The sequence below is a fragment of the Pantoea sp. IMH genome (assembly GCF_000599885.1).
In the GTDB taxonomy this organism is placed as follows: domain Bacteria; phylum Pseudomonadota; class Gammaproteobacteria; order Enterobacterales; family Enterobacteriaceae; genus Erwinia.
In genome coordinates this window covers 869,910-895,839 of the sequence record NZ_JFGT01000002.1, presented here as the reverse complement: position 1 = coordinate 895,839, position 25,930 = coordinate 869,910, and the positions used below count along the sequence as shown (strand labels likewise).

Below are 25,930 nucleotides of genomic sequence, written 5' to 3'. Positions count from 1 at the left end.
ACACTCCGTTTACTCTCCTCTTTTCTGCCCGATAGTAAGCCCGATGATAAATTCCATCATTTGCATGCTTCGCTGGCACATTAGTTGCAAATGCTTATTTCAGGGATCTTTCGTTTCACGTTAAGTCACCGGGGAAGAGAAAATGAAAAAAGCATTACTGGCAATTGTAGGTGCGGCGCTGATGTTCTCTCAGTTATCCGCTGCGCGGGCAGACGCGTTACAGGATATTGAGAAGCGCGGCGTATTGCGGGTTGCGATTCCGCAGGACTTCCCGCCATTCGGCTCGGTGGGCACCGATCTACAGCCGCAGGGCTATGACATCGACATGGCAAAATACCTGGCGCAGAAGATGAAACTTAAGTTACAGCTGGTGCCGGTAACCAGCGCAAACCGCGTGCCTTATCTGCAAACGGATAAAGTGGATCTGGTTATCTCCAGCCTCGGTAAAAATCCGGAGCGGGAAAAAGTCATCGCCTTCAGCCGCCCCTATGCGCCGTTCTTTCTCGGCGTATTTGGGCCAAAAGAGGCTACGCTGACATCTGCCGCAGATCTGAACGGTAAGTCGGTTGGCGTAACGCGCGGCGCGGTGGAAGACATGGTGCTGAGCAAAGTGGCACCGGCGGGAACCGAACTGAAGCGTTATGAAGATAACAACACTACGCTCTCAGCCTGGCTCTCTGGCCAGGTAGAGTATGTTGCTACCGGTAACCTGGTGGTGGCGGCGATCGCCCGCCAGAATCAGGAAAAAGCGCCGGTGGCGAAATTCATGCTGAAGGACTCTCCCTGCTTTATCGGCATGCGTAAGGGAGAGCCGGCCCTGAAGGCGAAGGTGGATGCGCTGATTGAACAGGCGATGGCGGATAAAACGCTCAATGCCCTCTCTGAAAAATGGCTGAAAGCGCCACTGCCTGCCAGCCTCGGCGCATAAGGGCGGGCGATAATGGATCAACTCGATTTTACCGCACTCTGGCCCTACTGGCCGGAACTGCTGGCCGGCCTCTGGATCACCGTCCAGCTTACCGTGCTGGCGACGCTTGGCGGCGTGGCGCTGGGGATACTGGGCGCAGCGTTGCGCAGCGGCCGCCCCTCGCTGGTCAGCCGCCTGTGGGGAGGTTACGTTGAGCTGATCCGCAATACGCCGTTCGTGGTTCAGCTCTTTTTTATCGTCTTCGGCCTGCCGAATCTTGGGCTGAAGCTGACGGCAGGCGAGGCTGCGCTGCTGGCGATGCTGATAAACCTGGGGGCTTACAGCACCGAGATCATCCGGGCAGGCATCCAGGTGACGCCAAAAGGGCAGTGGGAAGCGGGGCGCGTGCTCGGCCTGACGCGCAGCCAGACGTTTCTGCGCGTGGTGCTGCCACCTGCGCTAAAACGGATTTATCCGGCACTGGTCAGCCAGTGCATTATCGTGATGCTGGGTTCGTCAGTGGTATCTCAGGTTTCTTATGAGGAGCTGACTTTTGCCGCAAACCTGATCCAGTCGCGCACTTTCTTAAGCTTTGAAGTCTATCTGGTAACCACGCTTATCTACCTTCTGCTGTCGGTGATGCTGCGACAGCTGCTGATGGCGGCGGGCCGCAAATGGCTGGGAGTGTCCTCATGATGACCACCTTTACCGACTGGGACATTCTGCGCAACCTGCTGCTGGCGGCACGCTGGACGATGTTGCTGTCACTGACCGCTTTTGTGGGCGGAACGCTGGTGGCGCTGCCGCTGGTGATGCTGCGCCTGAGCGGGCGACGCGGGCCGCGTTGGCTGATCCGTGGCTACACCGAACTCTTCCAGGGCACCCCGCTGCTGATGCAGCTCTTCCTCGCTTTCTTCGGCGTGGCCCTGTTCGGTATTAACGTTTCGCCGTGGACAGCGGCGTCGCTGGCGCTGACGTTTTATACCAGCGCCTTTCTGACGGACATCTGGTACGGCAGCATCAACGCCCTGCCGAAAGGACAGTGGGAGGCGTCGCGCTGCCTGGGTCTTAATGCCGGCCAGACGCTCTGGCGCGTTATTCTGCCGCAGGCGCTACGTATTGGCATTGCGCCCACGGTGGGTTTTGCCGTTCAGGTGGTCAAGGGCACCGCGCTGGCCTCTATTATCGGTTTTGTCGAGCTGACCAAAGCGGGCACCATTCTCAACAATGTGACTTATCAACCTTTTAAGGTGTTCGGGCTGGTGGCGCTGGGCTACTTCCTGATCTGTTATCCGCTGTCCCGTTACAGCCAGTACCTGGAGAAAAAATTCAATGCCGCTCATCACCATTAATCAGGTACAGAAGTACTACGGTGACAATCACGTGCTGAAAGGCGTGGATCTCGATGTGGATATGGGCGAGGTCATCTCGATCATTGGCCGCAGCGGTTCAGGAAAAAGTACGCTGCTGCGCTGCATGAATGGCCTGGAGGGCTATCAGGAGGGCAGCATCAAACTGGGCGGCATGACCATTACCCATCGTGATTCACAGGCGCGTGACATCAGCCGTTCCATCGGCATGGTGTTCCAGAATTTCAATCTGTTCCCGCATATGACCGCGCTGGAAAATGTCATGCTGGCACCAAGGCGCGTATTGAAAATGAAAGAAGCCGAATGCCGATCGCTGGCCGTGCGGATGCTGGAAAAAGTGGGGCTTGGTGACAGAATGGACTATTCCCCGGCAAATCTCTCCGGCGGTCAGCAGCAGCGGGTGGCGATTGCCCGCGCGCTGGCGATGAACCCCAAAGTCCTGCTGTGTGATGAAATCACCTCGGCGCTCGATCCCGAGCTGGTCGGTGAAGTGCTTAAGGTGCTGGAACAGTTAGCAAAGGAGGGCATGACCCTCATTCTGGTGACCCACGAAATGAATTTTGCCCGCGAGGTGGGCGACCGCGTGGTGTTTATGCATCAGGGACGCGTCTGGGAGCAGGGCGACAGCAAAACGCTTTTTGCCCGGCCGCAGACGCAGGAACTGAAACAATTTATCTCGTCGGTGCGTTTTAACTGAGCGCCGGAGCGACAAAAGAAGGAGTAACAGATGGACGTAACCCGCCTTTCCCAGATCAACCCTCCGCCACGGCTGCTGATGGGGCCAGGTCCTATCAATGCGGATCCCAGGGTGCTGCGCGCCATGTCCAGCCAGCTGATTGGTCAGTACGATCCGGCGATGACGCACTACATGAACGAAGTGATGGCGCTCTACCGTGGCGTGTTTCGCACCGGAAACCGCTGGACGATGCTGGTTGACGGCACCTCTCGCGCGGGAATTGAAGCGGTGCTGCTTTCGGCGATCCGTCCCGGCGACAAAGTTCTCGTGCCGGTATTTGGCCGCTTCGGTCATCTGCTGTGCGAAATTGCCCGTCGTTGCCGCGCCGAGGTTCACACGATAGAAGTGCCCTGGGGCCAGGTGTTCACCCCTGATCGCATTGAAGATGCGATCAAATCGGTGCGTCCGCGCCTGCTGTTGACGGTGCAGGGCGATACCTCCACCACCATGCTACAGCCGCTGGAAAATCTGGGGGCAATTTGTAAAAAATATGGCGTGCTGTTCTATACCGATGCTACCGCCTCGCTGGCCGGGAATGCGCTGGAAACGGATGCCTGGGGGCTGGATGCCGTTTCTGCCGGTATGCAGAAATGTCTGGGCGGCCCGTCCGGGACCTCACCTGTCACGCTCAGCCCGCAGATGGAGGAGGCGATCCGCCGCCGGAAATGCGTGGAAGAGGGGATCCGCACGGCGGCTCATCAGGATGGCGATGAGGAGATGATCTACTCCAACTATTTCGATCTCGGTATGATCATGGATTACTGGGGACCAGAGCGGCTTAACCATCACACAGAAGCCACCACCGCGCTTTTTGGCGCCCGGGAGTGTGCCCGGTTGATCCTCGAAGAAGGGCTGGATGAAGGGATTGCCCGCCACAAACTGCACGGTGATGCCATGCTGAAAGGCATTCAGGCGATGGGGCTGGAAACGTTTGGTGACCTGAAGCACAAGATGAATAACGTGCTGGGCGTGGTCATTCCACAGAACATCAATGGCGATCGGGTCCGTCAGCGGATGCTGGAAGATTTCGGCATCGAAATCGGCACCTCTTTCGGGCCGCTGCATGGCAAAGTCTGGCGCATCGGCACCATGGGGTATAACGCGCGTAAAGACTGCGTCATGGTTACCCTCAGCGCGCTGGAATCGGTCCTGAACGGTCTCGGCTTCAGGACGCCGCAGGGCGCGGCGATGCAGGCCGCCTGGGACCATTACGGCAGCGGGGCGCGCTGATGAAGGCGGCAGAGGTCCGCGAGGCCGCAGCCCGCGTGATGGCCCGCTGCGACGCGCTGGCTGGCATTAGCGAAACGCCGGGAAGCCTGACGCGCGTTTACCTCTCTCCGGAACATCTGCGCGCCAATGCGCTGGTAGGGGAATGGATGGCGGCGGCGGGGATGACGGTCTGGCAGGACAGCGTCGGCAATATCTGTGGCCGCTATGAGGGGCGACAATCCGGCGCAACGGCGCTGCTGCTCGGTTCTCACCTGGATACCGTCCGTAACGCGGGCCGCTACGACGGCATGCTCGGCGTGCTGACAGCGATTGAAACCGTTCAGGCGCTGCACCAGCGGGGCGAGCGACTGCCGATGGCCATCGAAATTATCGGTTTCGGTGACGAGGAGGGAACGCGGTTTGGCATTACCCTGCTAGGCAGCCGCGGCATAACGGGCAGCTGGCCGGAAAGCTGGCTCAGCCATCCTGACGGTAACAGTATTACCGTGGCGCAGGCGATGGCGGACGCCGGGCTTCGCAGTGAAGCGGTACACCAGGCGGCGCGCAGGATGGAGGAGATCGCGGCCTATCTGGAACTGCATATTGAGCAGGGGCCGTGCCTGGAGCAGGAAGGGCTGGCACTGGGTGTGGTGACCGCAATCAACGGCGCCCGTCGCCTTAACTGCCGGTTTACCGGTGAAGCGGGCCACGCCGGAACGGTGCCGATGGCGCAGCGCAAAGATGCGCTTGCCGCCGCCGCAGAATGGATGCTCTTTACGGAGCAGGCGACACCAAAGCATCACCCACAGCTGGTGGCGACGGTGGGCACGCTATCCTGTTCGCCCGGCGCGGTGAACGTTATTCCCGGCGAGGTGACGCTCTCGCTGGACGTACGGGGGCCTGAGGATCGTGCGCTGGCTGAACTGCTCTCAGAATTGCTGACCCAGGCGGAAGCTATAGCACTGCGCCGGGGATTGCGCTTCACCGCCGATGAGTATTACCAGATCCCTGCCACAGGCTGCGATATAAAGCTGCAGCAGGCGCTGACCCGCGCGGTTACTGAGGTGCAGGGCCGCAGCCTGTCACTGCCAAGCGGTGCCGGTCACGACGCCATTGCGATCGCAGAGCGCTGGCCGGTGGGGATGCTGTTTGTCCGCTGCGCAGGAGGGATCAGCCATCATCCCGCCGAATCGGTTAGGGAAAAGGATGTCGCCCTGGCGATTCAGGCTTATCTGAAAGTGGTGTGTGAGGTTGCCGGCGCTGACCATTTTCCGCAGGAAAAGCCCCTCAATGTTCACGTCAGCGCCACGCTGACCGCCTTCAATCAGGCCACTGTGGAGGATGCCCGTCATCAGATTGCCCACTGCGTGGCGCTCAGCGACTGGCGTAACGCCATGGTGGCTGGCCGGCCCTATGCGTCGCTGGAGTCCCTGCTGCTGACGGCTGATGAGCTGGCCCGGACGTGGGACGGCGAGGCGCTGAGTCAGGCGCTCTCGGCCCATCCACGGATCGGTGAAAAGCCGCCAGGAGCGGGGAAAGAAGCCGATTTGTCGAGACGCGAGCAGTCCAGCGTCAGCGACACGGATTCCGCGCTGAATCAGGCGTTGCGGGCAGGTAATCTCGCCTATGAGCAGCGGTTCGGCCAGGTTTTTTTAATTCGTGCCAGCGGCCGCAGCGGCGAAGAGATCCTTGACGCACTGGAACGACGTCTTGCCAACGATGCACAACAGGAGCAGCGGGAAGCGCTAAACCAGCTGCGTGAAATCACCTTGCTACGCCTGAAGGAGACGTTTCAATGAGCACTGTCAGTACGCATATTCTGGACACGGCGCTGGGCATCCCTGCGGCTGGCGTGGCGGTTTCGCTGGCGCGCAAGCGCAATGCAGGCTGGCTGCCGGTGGCGCAGGGCTGTACCGATGCTAACGGGCGAATCGCAGGACTGACGCCGGAAGCCCTGCCGCCGGGTCTCTATTGCCTGACGGCGGAGATCGGTGACTATTTTGCCGCCAGCGAGCGCGAGGCGCTCTACGTCAGCGCCCGGATTGATTTTAAGCTGCCCGAATCCGGCGGTCATTACCACCTGCCTTTTCTGATATCGCCCTGGTCATGGTCGACCTATCGCGGCAGTTAATAGTCAGCATTTCTCTCCCCGTTCGGCGGCGATTGGGACGGTGCTGAACGGAAGGTATCCTTAATGCCTGCGGCAGCAGGCCACGCAGAAAGGTGACATGATGAGCGTCAGGCCAGAAGATACGCGTTATCCGGCAGGGAAAACCTTTGCCTGGGGATTGCAGCACGTGCTGACCATGTATGGTGGCATCATCGCCCCGCCGCTGATTATTGGTTCTGCGGCGGGACTGGAGACGGAGGCGCTGGCGATGCTGGTCACCGCTGCGCTTTTCGTCAGCGGATTTGCCACGCTGCTTCAGGCGCTTGGGCTGCCCGGCTTCGGCGCGCGACTGCCGCTGGTACAGGGCGTTTCCTTTGCTGGCGTCGCCACCATGGTCACGCTGGTGACCACTGGCGGGGGGCTGCCGGTGGTATTTGGTGCCGTCATGGCATCTTCTCTGATTGGACTCCTGATCGCGCCGTTATTCGCGCACATTATCCGTTTTTTCCCTCCCGTCGTCACCGGAACGGTAATTACGGTGATTGGCCTGTCGCTGATGCCGGTTGCCGCCCGCTGGGCGATGGGTGGCCAGCCCGGCGCGGCGGACTGGGGTGCGCCTTCCAATATCGGCCTTGCCGCGCTGACGCTGGGGATGGTACTGCTGCTGAACCGGGTGGGCAGCAGCGCGATCAAACGGCTCGCCGTCTTGCTGGCGATAGTCTCCGGCACGCTCTATGCGGTCATCAGCGGTAAAGCGCACTTTGCCACGGTATTGCAGGGTGACAGCGTGGCGCTGCCGGGCATACTCACTTTTGGCCTGCCGGTATTCGACGGGGTTGCCATACTTTCAATGACCCTGATTGTGCTGGTTCTGCTGACGGAAACCACCGCCGGGCTGATCGCCATCGGCGAAATTGTGGAAACCGACGTGGACGGTAAACGCATTGCCCGTGGGCTGCGCGCCGATATGCTGACCAGCGCGCTGGCGCCCTTTTTTAACTCTTTTCCACAGAGCGCCTTCGCGCAGAATATCGGGCTGGTGGCGATAACCGGTATCAAGAGCCGCTACGTGGTGGCCGCAGGTGGGGTGATCCTTGTGCTGCTCGGCTGCCTGCCGGTGCTGGGACGTATCGTGGCGGCAGTGCCTTTGCCAGTGCTCGGCGGGGCGGGCGTGGTGTTGTTTGGCACCGTGGCAGCCAGCGGTATTCGCACGCTGGCGAAGGTGGAGTACCGGGAGAATATGAATCTGGTGATTGTGGCGACCTCGATCGCGTTCGGCATGATCCCGATCGTCATGCCTGCCTTTTACGATCGGTTTCCCGGCTGGGTTCACACCCTTTTTCATTCCGGCATCAGCGCCGCCTGTCTGGTCGCCGTCACGCTGAATCTTCTGTTTAATCGTGTAGATAAACGCGTTGTCAGTACCGGCGCGCCTCAGGAACGAACCTGACGGCGTGGCGCCGTTTTCTGGGGCAGAACACGGCGCTTATGCAGGAGAATCAATCGTTCAGGCTGAACGCATCCGCATCGCGCCAGGCGGGGAAGCGTTCGCGGTAGTCACACAGCGCATCCAGCGACAGTTCGGCGTTCAGCACAGCGGGCTGATGCGGTTCGCCTGCCGCCAGTATCTCGCCCTGAGGGGTAATAATCCGGCTGTCGCCGCTGTAGTGATGCTGATTCCCGTCGCTGCCGACGCGGTTACAGCCCGCCACATAAGCCTGATTCTCAATCGCTCTGGCGAGCAGCAGCGCCTGCCAGTGAGCGGCGCGCGGTGCAGGCCAGTTGGCGACATACAGCGCCAAATCGTAATCACCACGGCTGCGGGAAAAGATCGGAAAGCGCAGGTCGTAACAGATTTGCGGCAGGATCCGCCAGCCGCGCCACGCGATAATTTCCCGACGATCGCCGGCCAGATAGTGATGGTGCTCATCCGCCATGCGGAACAGATGCCGCTTGTCGTAGCGATACACCTCACCTTCCGGCGTCACCAGCAGAAAACGGTTAACCGCACCCTGTTCCGTCTGGATTGCTGCACTGCCGCCGACCATAGCATCAGCGGCCTGCGCTTTTTCGTGCAGCCATGCAATCACGCGCGCTTCAGGCAGCGAGCTTTTCGCCGCCTCCATCGCAAAGCCGGAGGTAAACATTTCCGGCAGGACGATCAGATCGCGATCGATAAGGCCGCTCAGGAGGTTATCAAAAAAACGCAGGTTCGCTTCGCCGTCCATCCAGACCAGCGGCTGCTGTAACAGAGTAAGTTTCAAAGTTGACACAGGCGCTCCGCGGCAGCGTCCAGCGTGGCTTCCTGTTTGGCGAAGCACAGGCGGATCAGTTTATGAGGGAAGGGATCGGCGCAGAATACCGACAGCGGAATCGCCGCCACGCCCGCTTCTTTTGTCAGCCACTGACAAAAGGCGACATCGTCCAGATCGGAGATAGCGCTGTAGTCCGCCAGCAGAAAATAGGTGCCTTCACAGGGCAGGATTTCAAAGCGGCTGTTCGCCAGTGCCTGAACAAAGCGGTCACGCCGCGCCCGGTAAAACGTAGGCAGCGTCTGATAATGCTCCGGTTCAGCGTTCAGCATATCCGCCAGCGCCAGCTGTGCCGGGGTGTTCACCGAAAACGTCAGATACTGATGGACCTTACGCACTTCTGACGTCAGCGCCGCCGGGGCGACGCAGTAACCCACCTTCCAGCCGGTCATATGAAATGTTTTGCCGAAGGAGGAAACGGCGATGGCGCGTTCGCGCAGTTCAGCATGCGCCAGCACGCTTGCATGGCCCGCGTCGGCAAAGCAGATATGTTCGTAAACCTCATCACTCAGCACGTAAATTTCCTGCGCACGGACCGCCTGCCACAGCGCATCAATATCGCTTTTCTGCCAGACGGTAGCGGAGGGATTATGTGGCGTATTGAGGATCACCAGACGGGTCCGTGAAGAGAGCTGGGCGGCGAAGGCCTGCCAGTCGACGCGAAAAGCGGGTGGCTGCAGAGCGATGCGTTTCATCACGCCACCGGCCAGGGTTACGGCAGGCGCATAGCTGTCGTAGCTGGGATCAAAACAGATCACCTCATCGCCCGGACGCACCAGCGCGGTAATCGCCGCATAGAGCGCTTCTGTCGCGCCAGCGGTCACCGTCACGTCGCTGTTGCTGTCCGGCAGATGGCCGTAAAGGGCGGCGGTTTTCGCCGCAATCGCTTCGCGCAGCGGAGCCACGCCGGTCATCGGCGCATACTGATTTGCGCCTTCGCTGACATGATGTGCCAGGCGGGATTTCAGGTAGGTGGGGCCGTCAAAATCGGGAAATCCCTGGGAGAGGTTGATGGCGTTGTGCTGCTGCGCCAGGGCACTCATCTGCGTAAATATCGTCGTGCCAAGCGCAGGCAGTTTGCTCTCTGGCACCAATGACGTCTGGCTCATGGTTAACTCACCTTGCGAAACGTTATCTGAATTCGCCACTGTTGAGTGGGAATGGTTAAAGCTCTGTTGCTGCCACTATAGCGTCGATGCTAGTATTTGGCAATCAAGACGCTTAGACGTCTAAATGCAGTCGCGAGGCGGGGCTAAGCCGGTGACGATAAGGAGTTTTATGAGCCTGAACAGAGAATTGGAGCAACTGGTCGCCGCCTGCCACTGGATAGGCGGGAAAGGCTGGGCGCCCGCTACCGGCGGCAATATGTCGATACGGCAGGGTGAGGACTTCTGCCTGCTGAGCGAATCCGGTAAAGATAAAGGCGCACTGACCTGTGACGATTTTATTCAGGTGGAAATCGCCACCAATCGTGTGCCGTCGGGTCGCAAACCTTCGGCGGAAACCGGCCTGCATACGCTGATTTACCGGCTGTTTCCCGATGCGGGCGCGGTGCTGCATACCCACACGGTCAACGCCACGGTGCTCTCTCGCGTTGAGAAAAGCCCCGCACTGCTTCTGCAAGGCTACGAAATGCAGAAAACGCTCGCCGGGCAAAGCTCGCATCTTGATGCTGTTTCTGTTGCGATCTTCGATAACGATCAGGATATTGAGGCGCTGGCAGCGCGTATTGCCCGCTTTGCGGCGCAGTCGCCGTTACGCTACGGGTTTCTGCTGCGCGGCCACGGACTGACCTGCTGGGGCAGGGATGTGAACGAGGCCAGACGCCATCTTGAGGGGCTGGAATTTCTCTTCCAGTGCGAATTACAACGTCGTGTGCTGGAGGCAAAATGATCCGCGCGATTGTCACCGATATAGAGGGAACGACCAGCGATATCCGCTTCGTTCATAACGTGCTTTTCCCTTACGCCCGTGAAAATCTGGCGGCGTTTGTGGCGGGTTTCCAGCACCGTGACGATGTGGCTGGTGCGCTCGCCGATTTACGCGATGAGCTGGGTCAGCCGGAGGCGAGCGTGGAGGATCTGATCAGCGCGCTGTTCAGCTTTATGGACGAAGATCGCAAATCCACTGCGCTGAAGGCCCTGCAGGGCATGATCTGGCGCGATGGCTATCTGAGCGGACGCTTTACCGGCCACCTTTATCCTGACGTGCTGCCTGCGTTAAAAGCCTGGCAGCAGCAGGGCATCGATCTCTATGTTTACTCTTCCGGATCGGTCGCCGCGCAGAAGCTGCTGTTTGGCTACAGCGACGAAGGGGATATCACCGCGCTGTTCAGCGGCTATTTCGATACGCACGTGGGAGCCAAGCGCGAAACAGGCTCCTACCGGACTATCGCTGCCGAAACCGGACTGGCGCCCGACGCGCTGCTGTTTCTGTCGGATATTCGTCAGGAGCTGGATGCCGCCCGCGAGGCCGGCTGGCATACCTTACAGCTGCTGCGTGGCGAAGCGGACAGCGCAAGCCGCCACCGGCAGGTAAACTCATTTGATCAGATCAACCTGGAGGCGTTTTCCCAATGAGTGCACTGACTATTTTTACCGACAGCGAAGCAACCACGCCCGTCTGGCAGAGCAGTGACGCCGACGCGATCCGCCAGAAGCTGAACGGCAAAGGCGTACGCTTTGAACGCTGGGAAGCCGATCGCGATCTGGGTGCCGATCCCACGCCGGAAAAGGTGATTGCAGCGTACCAGCACGCCATCGACCGGCTGGTGGCGGAAAAGGGCTACCAGAGCTGGGATGTGATCAGCATGCGCGCTGACAACCCTCAGAAAGAGACGCTGCGCACTAAATTCCTTTCTGAACACACTCATGGCGAAGATGAAGTGCGCTTTTTTGTCGAGGGCGCGGGGCTGTTCTGCCTTCATCTTGATGGCCATATTTATCAGATTTTGTGTGAAAAGAACGATTTGATCTCCGTTCCGGCCGGTACGCCGCACTGGTTTGATATGGGATCGGCCCCCCACTTTACGGCGATACGTATCTTCGACAATCAGGAAGGCTGGATCGCCAGGTTTACCGGCGATACGATTGCCGATGCTTATCCGCGCCTTCCCTGACAGCATGCCGCTTTCAGCCTTAACGCTCTTGAGGCGTTAAGGCCTGAATTTCCTGCCTGCCGATCGTTCAGGCGTCAGGTCAGCGGTAGCGCGTGGGATAATAACGTTGCCTCCGCTCACCTGAAGCCCGATCGCCGTTTTATCCGTACGTTGCATGTCGGGCGCGCTGTCAGCTAAACATCTCTTTACGCAGCAAAACGATCTCCTCCGCCAGATCGCGGCAGAGCATCGCGTTCATCAGATGATCCTGCGCATGCACCAGGATCAGCGTCACCGGCACTTTGCCACACCCTTCATCCGCACCAATCAGCTGGGTCTGAATATGATGCGCGCCTTTTGATGCCTCGAGCGAGGCGGCGAGCGCGTCGTCAGCCTGTTGCCACTCCCGCCTGCGTGCGCACTGGATTGCATTCATCGCATGTGAACGCGCCTCGCCCGCATTTATCAACAGCTCCATCATCGTTTGCTCAAAATCCATCACCGCCTCCGCTTATTGGCATGCCAAATATTGGTATAACATCCTATCGGAATACCAATATTCGCTTCTGCGTGTTCAGTCACAGAAAATTAAGTGGGTTTGTTTACTTTTGGTATGCCACGAGAACAAAATTTCGCCAGCGTATAAAACACTGGGATGCCCGATCACTTACTTCTGAGGTACGACGCATGTCTTTACAGAATCGACTTATCGACTCTCTGGGAAGTTTTGCCACCAAATTCAATAGTTACCGTTACATCATGGCGATAAAAGCCTCCTTTATCACCCTGATGCCGGTGATCATCGTTGGCGCGTTCTCGGTACTGATGTCCAATATGGTGCTGGACAGTAAAAACGGCCTGGCAAGCTTTCAGGCGCTCAGCTTTCTGGCCGAGCTGAAGCCGATCACCACCAGCATTAACTACGCCACGCTGAGCTTCCTCAATATCGGCGCCGTTTTTCTGATCGGCATTGAGCTTGGGAAAATTAACGGCATTAAAACGCTTTTTCCCGGTCTGCTGGCCATCATCTGTTTTATCGCCGTCACCCCGACCACATTGACGATGCTGGTTGAAGGGCAGATGCAGGTTGTGACCGACGTGCTGGCGAAGCAGTTCTCGGACACCAAAAGCCTGTTCCTCGGCATGTTTATTGCCATTCTCTCAGTTGAAATTTACTGCCGTCTGGAAAATGTCGATAAGTTGAAAATCAAAATGCCGGATACGGTCCCGCCCAATGTTGCGGCCTCTTTTTCGGCGCTGATCCCGGCAATTATCACCGTCACCGCCATCGCCACGTTCGGCTTTATCTTCCATCGCGTTACCGGCATGTATCTCTACGATGCCGTTTACAAAGTGGTACAGGAGCCGCTGGAATCGGTCGTACAGAGCCTGTGGGGTATCCTGCTGCTGATGTTTGTCGCCCAGCTGTTCTGGGTTATCGGGATTCATGGTAACCAGATGGTGAAACCGATCCGCGAGCCGCTGCTGCTGGGCGCGATCCTGGTCAATATGAATGCGTTTGAGCAGGGCCTCGAAGCGCCAAATATCATCACCATGCCATTCTGGGATGTCTATATGAGCATTGGCGGCTCCGGTCTGACCATCGGCCTGCTCAGCGCGGTCATGCTGGCCACCAAACGCAAAGAGATGCGGGAAATCGCCAAGCTTTCCTTCGGTCCCGGCCTGTTTAACATCAATGAACCGGTCATCTTCGGTATGCCGATTATGCTCAACCCGATCCTGGCGATCCCTTTCATCATCACGCCGCTGGTTACCGGCACCATTGGCTACTTCGCCACGGTGATGGGATTTGCCGGTAAGGCCGTGGTAATGGTGCCCTGGACCACACCGCCGATTATCAACGCCTGGCTTTCCACTGCGGGATCGATGGGTGCCGTGGTGACACAAATTATCTGCATACTGGTTTCCATTCTGATCTATCTGCCGTTCGTCAAGATCGCCGCACGTCGTGCAGAAGCAGCAGAAGCGAAAGCGATGCAGCCCGAAATGGTTCAGAACTGAGGAGGAAGGATGAGCAAGCAGACGATAACTATTCCTGATGACTTTATTCTGGGCGCTGCTGCATCGGCGTGGCAGACCGAAGGCTGGAGCGGGAAGAAGGCGGGGCAGGATTCTTATCTGGATGCCTGGTATAAAAACGATCGCCACGTCTGGCATAACGGCTACGGCCCGGCGGTCGCCACCGATTTTATCAACCGTTATAAAGAAGATGTGGCGCTGATGAAGGCGGCGGGATTAACGCACTACCGCACCTCGATCAACTGGGCGCGCTTTCTGACCGACTATGAAAATGTCGTGGTGGATGAAGACTATGCCGCTTATTACGATCGGCTGATCGATGAGCTTCAGGCGCAGGGAATTGAACCGATGCTCTGCCTTGAACATTACGAACTGCCTGCGGCACTGCTGGAAAAATATGACGGCTGGGGTTCCAAAAAAGTCGTGGAGCTTTACGTTCGCTACGCGGAAAAAGTGTTTGAGCGTTATGCCAGCAAAGTGACGCGCTGGTTTACCTTTAATGAGCCGATTGTGGTGCAGACCCGCGTCTATCTGGATGCGTTACGCTGGCCTTATGAACAAAACACCGATAAATGGATGCAGTGGAATCACCATAAGAACCTTGCAACGGCCAAAGTGGTCAAGCTGTTCCGTGACAAAGGGTACAGCGGTACGGTAGGCACGATCCTTAATCCAGAAGTCACCTATCCCCGCTCCAGCGCGCCCCACGACGTGAAAGCCGCTGAAATTTACGATCTGTTTTTTAACCGCGTCTTTCTCGACCCGGCGATCAAAGGCGAGTATCCCGCAGAACTGCTGGCGCTGCTGGCGAAGCATCAGGTGCGCTGGGAATACGACGACGAGGAGCTGTCGCTGATCGCTGGCAATCGGGTCGATGAAGTGGGCATTAACCTCTACTATCCGCACCGGGTAAAAGCGCCTTCACGCGCCTGGAACCCGGAAACGCCGTTCCATCCAGCCTTTTATTATGAACATTTTGACCTGCCGGGCCGCAGGATGAATAAGTCGCGCGGCTGGGAAATTCAGCCCCGTATTATTTACGACATGGCGATGCGGTTAAAAAATGAGTATGACAATATTCCCTGGTTTGTGGCCGAAAACGGCATGGGTATCGAGGATGAAGCGCAGTTCAAAAATGCGGAAGGCCAGATTCAGGATGATTACCGCATCACCTTTATCGGCGAGCATTTACACCAGGCGTTAAAGGCGCGGGCTGATGGGGCGAACTGTCAGGGCTATATGCTCTGGGCCTTTACTGACAACGTTTCGCCAATGAACGCTTTTAAGAACCGCTATGGCCTTATCGAGATCGATCTGGAGAACCAGCGCCAGCGCCGGATGAAAAAGTCGGCACACTGGTACCGGCAGCTTCGCGACACGCACCAGCTGACCATTAACATTGATGATGAAGAGAAATAGGGAGTCGCAATGAAACGTATCGTACTGGCCTGCGCGGCAGGCATGTCCACCTCCATGGTGGTGACCCGGATGGAAAAAGAAGCAGCGGCGCGTGGGCTGGAGTATCAGATCTACGCTATTCCTGAGCAAAATCTGCGTGATGAACTGCAAAGCTGTGGCGCTGATGTCGTTGTGGTGCTGCTGGGGCCGCAGGTTCGCTTCAAGCTGGATGAGAATCGCAAGCTCACCGACAGCTATCAAATCCCGATCGCGGTGATCGATTCCGTAGCTTATGGCACGCTCAACGGTGCAAAAGTCCTCGATCAGGCGCTGGCTTTGGTAAACTAGGGCGGTAAACCCGTTTGTGGCGGGCCGGAGAGCATCTGGCCCGTCAAAAGAAGGCCAGGTAATGCGGCGCTGCGCGGCGGGATAGTGATTGTCGTCAACGAGTTAAAGGTGGATGAAGTGGAAAAGGGCGCGCCGGGACAGGACAAAAAGCAGTATCAGGAAATTGGGCAACATCTGCGCCAGCAAATTATCGACGGAGACTATCCCGTCGGGTCGCGGTTGCCTCCCGAACGGCATATTGCCGAAAGCTGGGGCGTGAGCCGGACAATCGTGCGTGAGGCGCTGCTGATGCTGGAACTGGAAGGCACCGTCGATATTCGTCAGAGTTCCGGCGTTTACGTGATGCGTATTCCTTCAGAAAGCAGCGATGAAGAAGAGGCGTTTTTCCGCAGCGACGTGGGGCCGTTCGAGATGCTCCAGGCGCGTCAGCTGCTGGAGAGCAACATCGCCGCCTTTGCTGCCAAAATGGCAACCAAAGCCGATATTGAAAACCTTAAGCGCATTCTTGAGCAGGAACAAAGGGCGATTGCCGTTAACGATGAAAGCCAGGATAACGACAAGATGTTTCATCTGTTACTGGCAGGCGCGACACAAAACCAGATGCTGCTGGACACGGTGACCAGTATCTGGCGCCATCATGAAAACAGCCCATTGTGGCAGCAGCTTCGCAGCCATATCGAAACCCGCGCTTATCGCCTGAAATGGCTGGGCGAGCATCAGACCATTCTGGCGGCACTACGCCGCCGTGACGTGCTTGGCTCCTGGCAGGCGATGTGGCAGCACCTTGAAAACGTTAAAAATTCCCTGCTGGAGCTGTCGGATGCGGATGCGCCCGATTTCGACGGCTATCTGTTTGAATCTGTCCCTATTTTCCAGGGCAAGCTGGTGTGACTGCACTGACCATCGTGCCGCTGAGCGAGGCGCTCGCGCACCAGGAACAGATCACTGACTGGCTCTACACGGCATTTGGTGCCGCTAACAACCGGGATTTTTTTGCCAGCATCCTGCAAAGCAGCCTCAGTGGATACGATCTTCCGCTCACTTTCGTCGCCCTTGATGGCGATCGCGCGGTGGGAACGGTGGGATTGTGGCGCTGCGATCTGATCAGCCGTCAGGATCTTTTTCCCTGGCTGGCAGCGCTCTACATTGATGAAAGCTACCGTGGGCGTGGGCTAAGCGGGCAGCTTCAGCAGCACGTGATGGCTGAAAGCCGTCAGCGCGGCTACCGGGATCTCTATCTCTATTCCGCCTGTGCAGACTATTACGAACGCTTTGGCTGGCGATATATCGGCGATGCGCTGGATTATCCGGACACTCAGGTTCGCCTCTATCATCATTCTCTGCGGTAACGCACCCGGCCATCAGCCAGGCGAGCCGACGGAGTGGCGTCGTACCAGGGTTGGGCTGAACATATTGGTCACCTCCGGCAGCGGCTGTCCGTTTGCCAGCGCCAGCGCCAGTTCGGCCGCCTGCTGCGCCATGGTGACAATGGGATAACGCACCGTTGTGAGCCGTGGACGCACGTAGCGCGAGACCAGCACATCATCAAAGCCAATCAGCGACATCTCTTCCGGTACCCGCACCGCATTATCGCTCAGCACCGCCAGCGCGCCCGCCGCCATGGAATCGTTATAGCAGGCGACGGCAGTGAAGTTTTTTCCCCGGCCAAGCAGTTCGGTAATCGCCTGCTCACCGCCGACCTCATCAGGTTCTCCCAGCGCTACCAGGCGATCGTTGCAGGGCAGATTATGCTCCTTCAGCGCATCGTAATAGCCTTGCAGGCGCTCTTCGGCATCGGAAATAGCATGGTTGGAACTGATCCAGGCGATATTCGTATGGCCCAGCTGGATCAGATGACGGGTAGCCAGCCATGCGCCGTAACGATCGTCCAGCGCAATACAGCGATCTTCAAAGCCCGGCACCGTGCGGTTAAGCAATACCATGCCGGGGATCTGCTTCATTAAGCCAATCAGTTCTGCGTCAGGGATCTTTTTAGCATGGACGATCAGCGCACCGCAGCGGTGACGGATCAATTGTTCAATCGCCTGCCGCTCTTTTTGCTCATTATGGTAACCGTTACCAATCAGCAGAAAGTTTCCGGTTCCATAGGCGACTTCTTCCACCGCTTTGACCAGCGCACCGAAAAAGGGATCCGAAACATCGCCCACGACCAGCCCCATCGTTTCGGTCGACTGTTGGGCCAGGGCGCGCGCGTTGGCGTTCGGATGGTAATGCAGCGCTTCCATCGCCTCGGTTACAGCCAGCCTTGAGGCTTCGCTCGCCTTAGGAGAATGGTTAATCACTCGGGAAACGGTGGCGACGGAAACGCCGGCAAGTCTGGCAACATCCTTAATGGTAGCCATAGGGTAAGGGGCCTTCCTGGGTAAGCGTTTACATGGCGGTAAGTGTTGCGGAAATTCCGGACGACTTCAAGCAGACAGAATGCCAGCGCTGTCGCAAAGCTGAAAATTCTCCCGGCCTGGCGGAGGACGGCGGCAAGCGGGACGCTCAGCGGCTAAAGGCGCAGGACGCTGAAAAAATGGTATTCTGATTTTCCTGTAAAAAGTTAACGCCTGCCGGACACGCACATGACTCTGAAAAAAATACCGCATCTCGCCCACTGGGGCGCCTTTAACGCCGTGGTGGACGCGGACAAACTGCTGCGCTGTGAACCCTTCTTCGCCGATCAGGATCCTTCTCCGATGCTGAATACTATTCCGGAGCTGGTCTATTCCGATAAGCGTATTCGTCAGCCTATGGTGCGGCGTTCCTGGCTTAAATCGCGTGAGAAGAGCGACAGAACGCTGCGCGGGCGTGAAGACTTTGTCGCGGTGGACTGGGAAACCGCGCTGGATTTGGTGGCGGAAGAGAACCGCCGCGTGCGCGATCGCTACGGTGCCGCCGGCATTTTTAATGGCTCTTACGGCTGGTCCTCCGCCGGTCGCGTCAACCACGCCCGTACCCTGGTACGCCGCTTCTATTTTCAGGGTGGCGGCGGTATCGATCAGCAGGGAAACTATAGCTGGGGAGCCGCACAGTTCTTTTTGCCTTATGTGATCGGCACTTATATGCCGCTGACCGGCCGCGTCACCGACTGGCCGCAGGTGATTGAACACTGTGAGATTTTTATCGCCTTCGGCGGCCTGGCGCTGAAAAATGGTCAGGTCGCCTCGGGAGGGGCAGGGCAGCACAGCCTGAAGCCCGCGCTGCTTCAGCTGGCGGCAAAGGGCACCAAAGTGATCAATATCAGCCCGATGCGGGATGATTGCCCTGAGTTCGTTAACGCGGAATGGATCCCGATCCGTCCGAATACTGACGTGGCGCTGATGCTGGCGATGGGGTATGAAATTGAACGCGCTGGCGCCGCAGACAATGCGTTTCTGGAGACGCACTGCGTCGGTTACCCTCAGCTCCGTCGTTATCTGCTCGGCGAAGAGGATGGCACGCCAAAAACCCCGCAGTGGGCAAGCGAGATCACCGGCATTCCTGCCTTACGCATTGAACAGCTGGCGAAACAGCTTATGGGTAAGCGCAGTTTTATCACCTGTTCCTATGCCGTGCAGCGGGCACATCGCGGCGAGCAGCCTTACTGGATGATGATCGCCCTCTCCGCTATGCTGGGCCAGCCAGGCCTGCCGGGCGCCGGTTTCTCCTTCGGTCACGGCTCAATGAATAGCGTGGGGAACCCCCGTATTGAAGGACCGGCGCCAATGATGTCGACCGGCGTCAACCCGATTGCCGATCGGGCCATTCCCGTCGCCCGCATCAGCGATATGTTGCTCAACCCTGGCGCGCCGTACAGCTTCCAGGGAGAGACGCATCACTATCCCGATATTCACCTGATCCACTGGGCGGGCGGCAATCCTTTCCACCACCATCAGCAGCTTAACCGGCTGGTCGAGGGCTGGCAGCGGCCAGATACGGTCATCGTTCAGGATATCGTCTGGACGCCAGCAGCACAGATGGCGGATATCGTGCTGCCGGTTACCACCTCGCTTGAGCGTAACGACATCGGCGGTTCCTCCCGCGATCGCTTTGTGCTGGCGATGCATCAGGCGATCAAGCCGCAGCATCAGGCCCGTAACGACTTCGATATCTTTGCCGACCTGGCGGAACGGCTGGGCTACCGGGAGACCTTTACCGAAAACCGCAACGAAGCGCAGTGGATCGAGCATCTCTATCAGCAGTGCGCCGCCGCTCACGAGCGTAAGGGCTTACGCTGGCCTGATTTCCAGAGCTTTTGGGATCAGGGGTACGTGGAAGTGCCTGAAGGTGAAAAACCGTTCATCTTTATGGAGAACTTCAGACAGGACCCGGTGGCGCATCCCATCAACACTGCCAGCGGTAAAATCGAACTTTTCAGCGAGACGATCGCAGGCTATCAGCTTGAGGATTTTGCGCCGCACCCGGAATGGCAGCCGCCGAAAGAGTGGCTGGGCGCTGACCTCAGCGAACGCTTCCCGCTGCATATGATCTCCATTCAACCTGCCGACCGGCTGCACAGTCAGATGGACGCCACGCCATCGGTACAGGCGGCCAAAACGGCCGGACATGAGACGCTGTGGATGCATCATAATGATGCCGCGCCGCGTGGTATTGCGGATGGCGATGAAATTGAAGTGACAAACAGCCGTGGCCGTATGCTGGCCGGTGTCAGGCTGACCGATGGCGTTACGCCGGGCGTGGTGCTGATCGCCACCGGCGCCTGGTTCGATCCGGGATTTGGTCAGGCCTGGCAGCCTTACGATCGCGCCGGCAATCCCAATGTGCTGACGCTGGATATCGGTACCTCGTCGCTGACCCAGGGACCCAATGCGATGAGCTGCCTGGTGGAGATACAGAAAGCCAAAATGTGCAAAAGTGTATAAGAATCACACGCCTGGTTACACTTTGCGGACAACTGTTGCGAATGCTGGCTGGCGAAGCGGTAAGCCGGATTGCTACAGTTTCAGTCCCAGAGGTATTGATGGGTGAACATCAAAACAGTTTTCAGACTTTGTTTCACCAACCTGCGCAGATGCGCAGGTTTTTTTTGCCCATAATCACGATCGGAAACAGGGTTTTCCCGTTTTCTCTGGCGCATTATGGATCTCGATCTTTGCCCATAACTCAGCCAACCACAGCAGAAAAATCATGTCGCGCGTAAAAAAATCAGGTGCAAAAGGTGCCGCCAGCTCGCCGTTTAATCTTATCCGGTTCCGTATCATCTGTCTGGGCGTCGTCGGTTGTATGCTCCTGCTGCTGGGCTGGGTGGCTGATTTACAGCTTATTAATCATCCGATGCTGGAAAAAGAGGCGGACCAGCGGTCGCTGCGTATCGTCACGCTGCCCACCAACCGGGGAACGCTGCTGGACCGTAACGGAGAAGCGCTCGCACTGAGCGTGCCGTCCCGGGATATCATTGCCGACCCGAAGCGCGTACTGGAAGCCAAACCTGATTTCAGTAACGCCAAGTGGCTTTATCTTGCTAACGCGCTTGAGCAACGCCCTGAACAGATCGCCCGGCAAATCGAAGCGAATCCACGGCGGCGCTTCCTTTATCTGGGCCGAAAAATTGAGCTGGGGATTGCCAAAGATATTGCTCAGCTTCATCTTCCCGGCATCAGCTCACAATATGATGACAGCCGCTTCTATCCGATGAGCGATGCCACGGCACCGCTGTTAGGCATTGTCGGTGCTGATAATAAGGGGCTGAACGGGCTGGAAAAAAGCTTTGATAAGGTGCTGGTTGGGACGCCTGGCGTGGAGAAGTACCGTCAGGATGCGGATGGCAATATCGTCGCCATGCTTGACTACCAGCCTCCCCGCCAGGCACCAACGGTGCAGCTCAGCATTGATAAGTTCGATCAGTACACTATGTATACGGCCCTGCGCAACGGAGTACTGCTCAACAAGGCGGATTCCGGCGCGGCGGTGATGATCAAAATCGATACCGGCGAAATTCTGGGGATGGCTTCTTACCCTTCTTTCAATCCTAATAATTTCGTCGATGTTTCTCCCGCCCAGATGCGCAATGTGGCGATCAATGACAGTTTTGAACCCGGCTCTACCGTGAAACCGCTGGTGGTCATGGAAGGGCTGGCGCGTAAACTGGTGCGGCCCGACTCGGTGCTGGACACCACGCCTTATCGCGTTAATGGTCATCTGATCCGCGACGTCGGACACTGGCCGCGTCTGACCATGACCGGCATACTACAAAAATCGAGCGATATCGGTGTCTCCCATATTGCGCTCGCCATGCCGGCAGAAGCGCTGGTAAAAACCTACCAGGCATTTGGCCTGGGCAAGCCAACCGGACTGGGGCTGACCGGCGAGAGCGTGGGCTACTTCCCGCTGCACCGCGAGCGCTGGGCTGATATTGAGCGGGCGACCTTTTCCTTTGGCTATGGTCTGCGCGTTACGCCGTTACAGATTGCCCGCGAATACGCCACCCTGGGCGCTTTTGGTCTCTACCGCCCCCTCTCGATCACGAAAGTCACCCCGCCGGTAATGGCCAAACGCGTGGCCGATGAGCAGACGGTACGCGCGGTTGTGCATATGATGGAAAGCGATGCGTTGCCGGGCGGAAGCGGGGTACGTGCCGCCGTGCCGGGCTACCGTCTGGCGATCAAAACCGGTACGGCTGAAAAGATGGGGGAGAGCGGTAAATATGATGGCGGTTATATTAACTATACCGCTGGCGTGGCACCCGCCAGCCATCCGGAGGTGGCGCTGGTGGTGGTGGTCAATCATCCTGGCGGAAATGAGCACTTTGGCGGCACGGTCGCCGCGCCGATATTTGGTAATATCATCGGGCCGGTGCTCAAACATATGAATATCGCGCCCGATGCGCTTTATGCCCGACACAGCGGCTGATACGTTGAAGTAACAGGCGATTCGCCGTGTAGCAATGCGGCGAATGCTTTTTAAACATCCTGCAAATATTCCCCTCCGAACATTGAGTTGTTTTCCCCAATCCGGCATGGTTATAGCCACCATTGTGCTGCTATGGAGCTGGCATGCTTTTCTCTTTCCTCCGTCTGGTCTTCAGCCTGCTTTACCGCACGCGACTGAAGGGCGATCTTTCCCCGCTCTCACGCGAGAAAGTGCTGATTGTTCCAAACCATATGTCGTTTCTTGACGGCGCGCTGCTGGCGGCTTTTCTGCCGGTAAAACCGACATTTGCGATCTACGGCTCGATAAGCGATCGCTGGTATATGCGGCTGGTACGCAAATATGTGGATATTGTCCCGCTCGACCCCACCAGGCCGATGTCGGTTAAGCGGCTGATTAAAGAGATAAACCAGGGACGCCCCGTGGTGATATTTCCGGAAGGGCGTATCACCGTTACCGGTTCCCTGATGAAAATTTATGATGGCGCCGGCTTTGTCGCCGCCAGAACCCAGGCAACTCTGGTGCCGGTACGCATTGAAGGCGCTGAGTTCACGCCGTTTGGCCGCCTGGCAGGGGTATTTAAGCGCCGCCTCTTTCCGCATATCAGCCTGACCCTGTTGCCCGCCACGCAGATCCCGATGCCGGAGGCGCCAAAAGCACGCGAGCGCCGCAAGCTTGCCGGTGAGCATTTGCATCACATTATGATGGAAGCCCGCATGGCGGTGCGGCCACGCGAAACGCTGTATGAAGCGTTTCTGGCTGCCCGCACGCGTTACGGCCTGTTTAAGCCCTGCATTGAAGATATCAATTTCAGAGCGGACAGCTACACCGGGCTGCTGAAAAAAGCGCTCGGCGTGGGACGTATTCTGGAGCGCTATACCGCACCAGGCGAATATATCGGTCTGCTGCTGCCTAACGCGACGGTATCCGCCGCCGCTATCCTGGGCGCCTCCATGCGGGGCCGCGTGCCCGCGATGCTGAACTATACCGCTGGCGTCAAAGGCCTCAGCAGCGCGCTGACCGCATCTAAGGTGAAAACGGTCTTCACTTCTCGGCAATTTCTGGATAAGGGAAAGCTCTGGCATCTGCCGGAAGAAGTGACGCAGGTGCGCTGGATCTATCTTGAAGATCTGAAAGATACCGTCACTTTCCAGGATAAGCTCTGGATAGTGAGCCGCCTGTTGCTGCCCCGTCTGGCGGCAGTCAGCCAGCAGCCGGAAGAGGCGGCAATGGTACTTTTCACCTCAGGTTCAGAAGGGCATCCCAAAGGCGTGGTGCATTCGCATAAAAGCCTGCTGGCAAACGTGGAGCAGATCCGTACCGTGGCGGATTTTACTCCTCGCGATCGCTTTATGTCAGCGTTGCCGCTGTTTCACGCTTTTGGCCTGACCGTCGGGCTGTTCACGCCGCTGATGACCGGGGCGCAGGTCTTTCTCTATCCCAGCCCGCTGCATTATCGCGTGGTGCCGGAACTGGTGTATGACCGCAACTGTACCGTTCTCTTTGGGACTTCCACCTTCCTGGGTAACTATGCCCGATTCGCCAACCCTTATGATTTCGCCCGCCTGCGCTATGTGGTTGCCGGGGCGGAAAAGCTTCAGGAAGCCACGCGCCAGACCTGGATGGATAAATTCGGCATCCGCATTCTGGAGGGCTACGGCGTGACGGAATGTGCGCCAGTAGTGGCTATCAACGTGCCCATGGCGGCAAAAAACCATACCGTGGGGCGCATTTTACCGGGCATGGATTCGCGGCTGATCTCGGTGCCGGGCATTGAGCAGGGCGGACTGCTGCAGCTACGCGGGCCAAATATCATGAAAGGTTATCTGCGCGTCGAGCATCCCGGTGTACTGGAAACGCCACGGGCGGATAACGGCGAAGGCCAGCTGGAGGAGGGCTGGTACGATACGGGTGACGTCGTCAGCTTTGATGAACAGGGCTTCTGCCAGATTGAGGGACGCGTAAAACGCTTCGCCAAGATCGCCGGTGAGATGGTTTCGCTGGAAACAGTCGAGCAGATTGCGCTCAAAGCCTCAGCGGATAAGCAGCATGCGGCCTCAATGAAGCCAGACGGCAGCCGGGGCGAAGCGCTGGTGCTTTTCACCACTGACAGTGAACTTAACCGGGAGCAGCTTCTGCGCGCCGCACGTGAGCTGGGGGCGCCGGAGCTGGCGGTGCCGCGTGATATCCGCTTCCTGACGCAGCTTCCCCTCCTCGGCAGCGGCAAGCCCGATTTCGTCACCCTGCGCAGCATGGCGGAGCAGCCGGAGAAAACCGATGCGTGAACCCCACTCTGATGGACTGTTTTCACGGGGAATGCTGGCGGTGATTGCCGCCCAGTTTCTCTCGGCATTTGGTGATAATGCCCTGCTTTTCGCCACGCTGGCGGTCCTGAAACAGCAGCTCTATCCCGACTGGAGCCAGCCGGTGTTGCAGATGGTGTTTGTAGCCACTTACATCCTGCTTGCACCCTTTGTCGGCCAGGTGGCGGACAGCTTTCCCAAAGGGCGCGTGATGATGTTTGCCAACGCCCTGAAGCTGCTGGGGGCGCTAACCATCTGCTTTGGTTTCGATCCTTTTATCGGCTACGGTCTGGTCGGCATCGGCGCAGCGGCCTATTCTCCGGCGAAGTATGGCATCCTGGGTGAAATTACCAGCGGTGATAAGCTGGTGAAGGCAAACGGCCTGATGGAGTCGTCAACCATTGCCGCCATTCTGCTGGGGTCTATCGCTGGCGGCATTCTGGCGGACTGGCATCTGCTGGGCGCGCTGATCGCCTGCGTGGTGGCTTACGGGCTGGCGGTTGCGGCCAATATGCTGATACCGGTGCTCGCTGCGGCCAGGCCGGGGCAGGCGTGGCATCCCGGTAAAATGTCCATCAGCTTTTTCAGCGCCTGCCGGACGCTCTGGCGGGATGGTGAAACGCGCTTTTCGCTGGTCGGCACCAGCCTGTTCTGGGGCGCGGGCGTGACGCTGCGTTTTCTGCTGGTGCTGTGGGTGCCGGTGGCGCTCGGCATTACCGACAATAAAACGCCTACCTTACTGAATGCGATGGTGGCGATAGGCATCGTGGCCGGCGCGGTGGCGGCAGCGAAGCTGGTGACGCTGAAAACGGTTGGACGCTGTATGCCTGCCGGGGTGCTGATCGGCGTGGCGGTTATCTGTTTTTCATTACAGCATACCAGCGCGGGCGCTTATGGACTGCTCATCGTTATCGGTATGCTGGGCGGTTTTTTTGTGGTGCCGCTTAATGCGCTGCTGCAAATGCGGGGGAGGGAGAGCGTGGGCGCTGGGAATGCTATCGCGGTACAGAACCTGGGTGAAAACGGCGCGATGCTGCTGATGCTGGGATGCTATTCACTGGCGGTGAAGCTGGGTGCGCCGCCGGTGGCGACTGGCGTGGGTTTTGGCGCGCTGTTTGCGCTGGCGATTGCGGTCCTCTGGGGCTGGCAGCTGGCGCAGAAGCGCACAAAAAGCGTCTGACAAACGGCCGGAGCGGCGCAACGTTCTGCGGCGCTTCCGCTATGGAG

The 25,930-nt window shown here is 58.0% G+C and carries 24 protein-coding genes and 1 pseudogene; 21 read left to right on the top strand and 4 right to left on the bottom strand.

Annotation, left to right across the window (positions count from 1 at the left end):
* Window positions 1-142 precede the first annotated feature (142 nt).
* From EA20_RS0104115 to EA20_RS0104080, 9 genes and pseudogenes are all read left to right on the top strand, one after another.
* The gene (locus EA20_RS0104115; RefSeq protein ID WP_024965628.1) at window positions 143-928 is read left to right on the top strand and encodes a transporter substrate-binding domain-containing protein; all 786 of its coding nucleotides are present in this window, start codon (window positions 143-145) and stop codon (window positions 926-928) included.
* A 9-nt stretch (window positions 929-937) separates the two neighbouring features.
* A complete protein-coding gene (locus tag EA20_RS0104110; protein ID WP_024965627.1) occupies window positions 938-1,603 on the top strand; it encodes an amino acid ABC transporter permease in 666 nt (221 codons plus the stop codon).
* Window positions 1,600-2,259, top strand: a complete 660-nt coding sequence (locus tag EA20_RS0104105; RefSeq protein ID WP_304413237.1) for an amino acid ABC transporter permease — start codon at window positions 1,600-1,602, stop codon at window positions 2,257-2,259. Before EA20_RS0104110 ends, EA20_RS0104105 begins: the two co-directional genes overlap by 4 nt.
* On the top strand, window positions 2,240-2,974 hold the full coding sequence (locus EA20_RS0104100; protein ID WP_024965625.1) for an amino acid ABC transporter ATP-binding protein: 735 nt from the start codon (window positions 2,240-2,242) through the stop codon (window positions 2,972-2,974). The genes EA20_RS0104105 and EA20_RS0104100 overlap by 20 nt, the downstream gene beginning before the upstream one ends.
* A 30-nt stretch (window positions 2,975-3,004) precedes the next feature.
* Complete coding sequence (locus EA20_RS0104095; protein ID WP_024965624.1) at window positions 3,005-4,243, top strand: alanine--glyoxylate aminotransferase family protein; 1,239 nt, start codon at window positions 3,005-3,007, stop codon at window positions 4,241-4,243.
* Window positions 4,243-5,481, top strand: a pseudogene (hpxK, locus tag EA20_RS19520) (allantoate amidohydrolase); the annotation flags it as partial. The gene EA20_RS0104095 and the pseudogene hpxK, both read left to right, overlap by 1 nt.
* Complete coding sequence (uraD, locus tag EA20_RS21065; protein WP_235192632.1) at window positions 5,461-6,021, top strand: 2-oxo-4-hydroxy-4-carboxy-5-ureidoimidazoline decarboxylase; 561 nt, start codon at window positions 5,461-5,463, stop codon at window positions 6,019-6,021. The pseudogene hpxK and the gene uraD, both read left to right, overlap by 21 nt.
* Window positions 6,018-6,353, top strand: a complete 336-nt coding sequence (gene uraH / locus EA20_RS0104085) for a hydroxyisourate hydrolase (protein ID WP_024965622.1) — start codon at window positions 6,018-6,020, stop codon at window positions 6,351-6,353. The genes uraD and uraH overlap by 4 nt, the downstream gene beginning before the upstream one ends.
* Window positions 6,354-6,453: 100 nt before the next feature.
* Window positions 6,454-7,782 (top strand): nucleobase:cation symporter-2 family protein, encoded by a 1,329-nt coding sequence (locus EA20_RS0104080; RefSeq protein ID WP_024965621.1) that lies wholly within the window; start codon window positions 6,454-6,456, stop codon window positions 7,780-7,782.
* A 49-nt stretch (window positions 7,783-7,831) separates the two neighbouring features.
* Here the strand turns inward: EA20_RS0104080 and EA20_RS0104075 are convergent, their stop codons facing one another.
* A complete protein-coding gene (locus EA20_RS0104075) occupies window positions 7,832-8,605 on the bottom strand; it encodes an amidohydrolase (protein WP_024965620.1) in 774 nt (257 codons plus the stop codon).
* Window positions 8,593-9,753: a pyridoxal phosphate-dependent aminotransferase gene (locus EA20_RS0104070; protein ID WP_024965619.1), complete on the bottom strand. Its 1,161-nt coding sequence runs from the start codon at window positions 9,751-9,753 to the stop codon at window positions 8,593-8,595. Before EA20_RS0104070 ends, EA20_RS0104075 begins: the two co-directional genes overlap by 13 nt.
* Before the next feature lie 169 nt (window positions 9,754-9,922).
* Between EA20_RS0104070 and EA20_RS0104065 the strand changes: the two genes are divergently transcribed.
* The 3 genes from EA20_RS0104065 to EA20_RS0104055 are packed head-to-tail and all read left to right on the top strand — an operon-like array spanning window position 9,923 to window position 11,762.
* Window positions 9,923-10,537 (top strand): methylthioribulose 1-phosphate dehydratase, encoded by a 615-nt coding sequence (locus tag EA20_RS0104065; RefSeq protein WP_024965618.1) that lies wholly within the window; start codon window positions 9,923-9,925, stop codon window positions 10,535-10,537.
* Window positions 10,534-11,223: an acireductone synthase gene (mtnC, locus tag EA20_RS0104060; protein WP_024965617.1), complete on the top strand. Its 690-nt coding sequence runs from the start codon at window positions 10,534-10,536 to the stop codon at window positions 11,221-11,223. Before EA20_RS0104065 ends, mtnC begins: the two co-directional genes overlap by 4 nt.
* Window positions 11,220-11,762, top strand: coding sequence for an acireductone dioxygenase (locus tag EA20_RS0104055; RefSeq protein WP_024965616.1), 543 nt, complete (start codon window positions 11,220-11,222; stop codon window positions 11,760-11,762). Before mtnC ends, EA20_RS0104055 begins: the two co-directional genes overlap by 4 nt.
* A 169-nt stretch (window positions 11,763-11,931) precedes the next feature.
* Here the strand turns inward: EA20_RS0104055 and EA20_RS0104050 are convergent, their stop codons facing one another.
* Window positions 11,932-12,240, bottom strand: coding sequence for a PTS lactose/cellobiose transporter subunit IIA (locus tag EA20_RS0104050; RefSeq protein ID WP_024965615.1), 309 nt, complete (start codon window positions 12,238-12,240; stop codon window positions 11,932-11,934).
* 188 nt (window positions 12,241-12,428) lie between these two features.
* Between EA20_RS0104050 and EA20_RS0104045 the strand changes: the two genes are divergently transcribed.
* The 5 genes from EA20_RS0104045 (at window position 12,429) to EA20_RS0104025 (ending at window position 16,876) form a co-directional block, all read left to right on the top strand.
* On the top strand, window positions 12,429-13,763 hold the full coding sequence (locus tag EA20_RS0104045) for a PTS sugar transporter subunit IIC (RefSeq protein WP_024965614.1): 1,335 nt from the start codon (window positions 12,429-12,431) through the stop codon (window positions 13,761-13,763).
* A gap of 9 nt (window positions 13,764-13,772) precedes the next feature.
* Window positions 13,773-15,200 (top strand): glycoside hydrolase family 1 protein, encoded by a 1,428-nt coding sequence (locus EA20_RS0104040; RefSeq protein ID WP_024965613.1) that lies wholly within the window; start codon window positions 13,773-13,775, stop codon window positions 15,198-15,200.
* Between the two features lie 9 nt (window positions 15,201-15,209).
* Window positions 15,210-15,527, top strand: a complete 318-nt coding sequence (locus EA20_RS0104035; RefSeq protein ID WP_024965612.1) for a PTS sugar transporter subunit IIB — start codon at window positions 15,210-15,212, stop codon at window positions 15,525-15,527.
* Window positions 15,528-15,644: 117 nt separating this feature from the next.
* Complete coding sequence (locus EA20_RS0104030; protein WP_024965611.1) at window positions 15,645-16,418, top strand: FCD domain-containing protein; 774 nt, start codon at window positions 15,645-15,647, stop codon at window positions 16,416-16,418.
* A 5-nt stretch (window positions 16,419-16,423) separates the two neighbouring features.
* Window positions 16,424-16,876 (top strand): GNAT family N-acetyltransferase, encoded by a 453-nt coding sequence (locus tag EA20_RS0104025; protein WP_024965610.1) that lies wholly within the window; start codon window positions 16,424-16,426, stop codon window positions 16,874-16,876.
* 12 nt (window positions 16,877-16,888) lie between these two features.
* On the opposite strand, the gene galR is transcribed toward EA20_RS0104025, so the two are convergent.
* Window positions 16,889-17,890, bottom strand: a complete 1,002-nt coding sequence (gene galR / locus EA20_RS0104020; RefSeq protein ID WP_024965609.1) for an HTH-type transcriptional regulator GalR — start codon at window positions 17,888-17,890, stop codon at window positions 16,889-16,891.
* 225 nt (window positions 17,891-18,115) lie between these two features.
* Here galR and EA20_RS0104010 point away from each other — a divergent pair, with 225 nt between their 5' ends.
* The 4 genes from EA20_RS0104010 (at window position 18,116) to lplT (ending at window position 25,883) form a co-directional block, all read left to right on the top strand.
* A complete protein-coding gene (locus tag EA20_RS0104010) occupies window positions 18,116-20,395 on the top strand; it encodes a molybdopterin guanine dinucleotide-containing S/N-oxide reductase (RefSeq protein WP_024965608.1) in 2,280 nt (759 codons plus the stop codon).
* Window positions 20,396-20,660: 265 nt separating this feature from the next.
* Window positions 20,661-22,382, top strand: a complete 1,722-nt coding sequence (locus EA20_RS0104005) for a penicillin-binding transpeptidase domain-containing protein (protein WP_024965607.1) — start codon at window positions 20,661-20,663, stop codon at window positions 22,380-22,382.
* Window positions 22,383-22,525: 143 nt separating this feature from the next.
* On the top strand, window positions 22,526-24,685 hold the full coding sequence (gene aas / locus EA20_RS0104000) for a bifunctional acyl-ACP--phospholipid O-acyltransferase/long-chain-fatty-acid--ACP ligase (protein ID WP_024965606.1): 2,160 nt from the start codon (window positions 22,526-22,528) through the stop codon (window positions 24,683-24,685).
* The gene (lplT, locus tag EA20_RS0103995; protein WP_024965605.1) at window positions 24,678-25,883 is read left to right on the top strand and encodes a lysophospholipid transporter LplT; all 1,206 of its coding nucleotides are present in this window, start codon (window positions 24,678-24,680) and stop codon (window positions 25,881-25,883) included. The genes aas and lplT overlap by 8 nt, the downstream gene beginning before the upstream one ends.
* Window positions 25,884-25,930 lie beyond the last annotated feature (47 nt).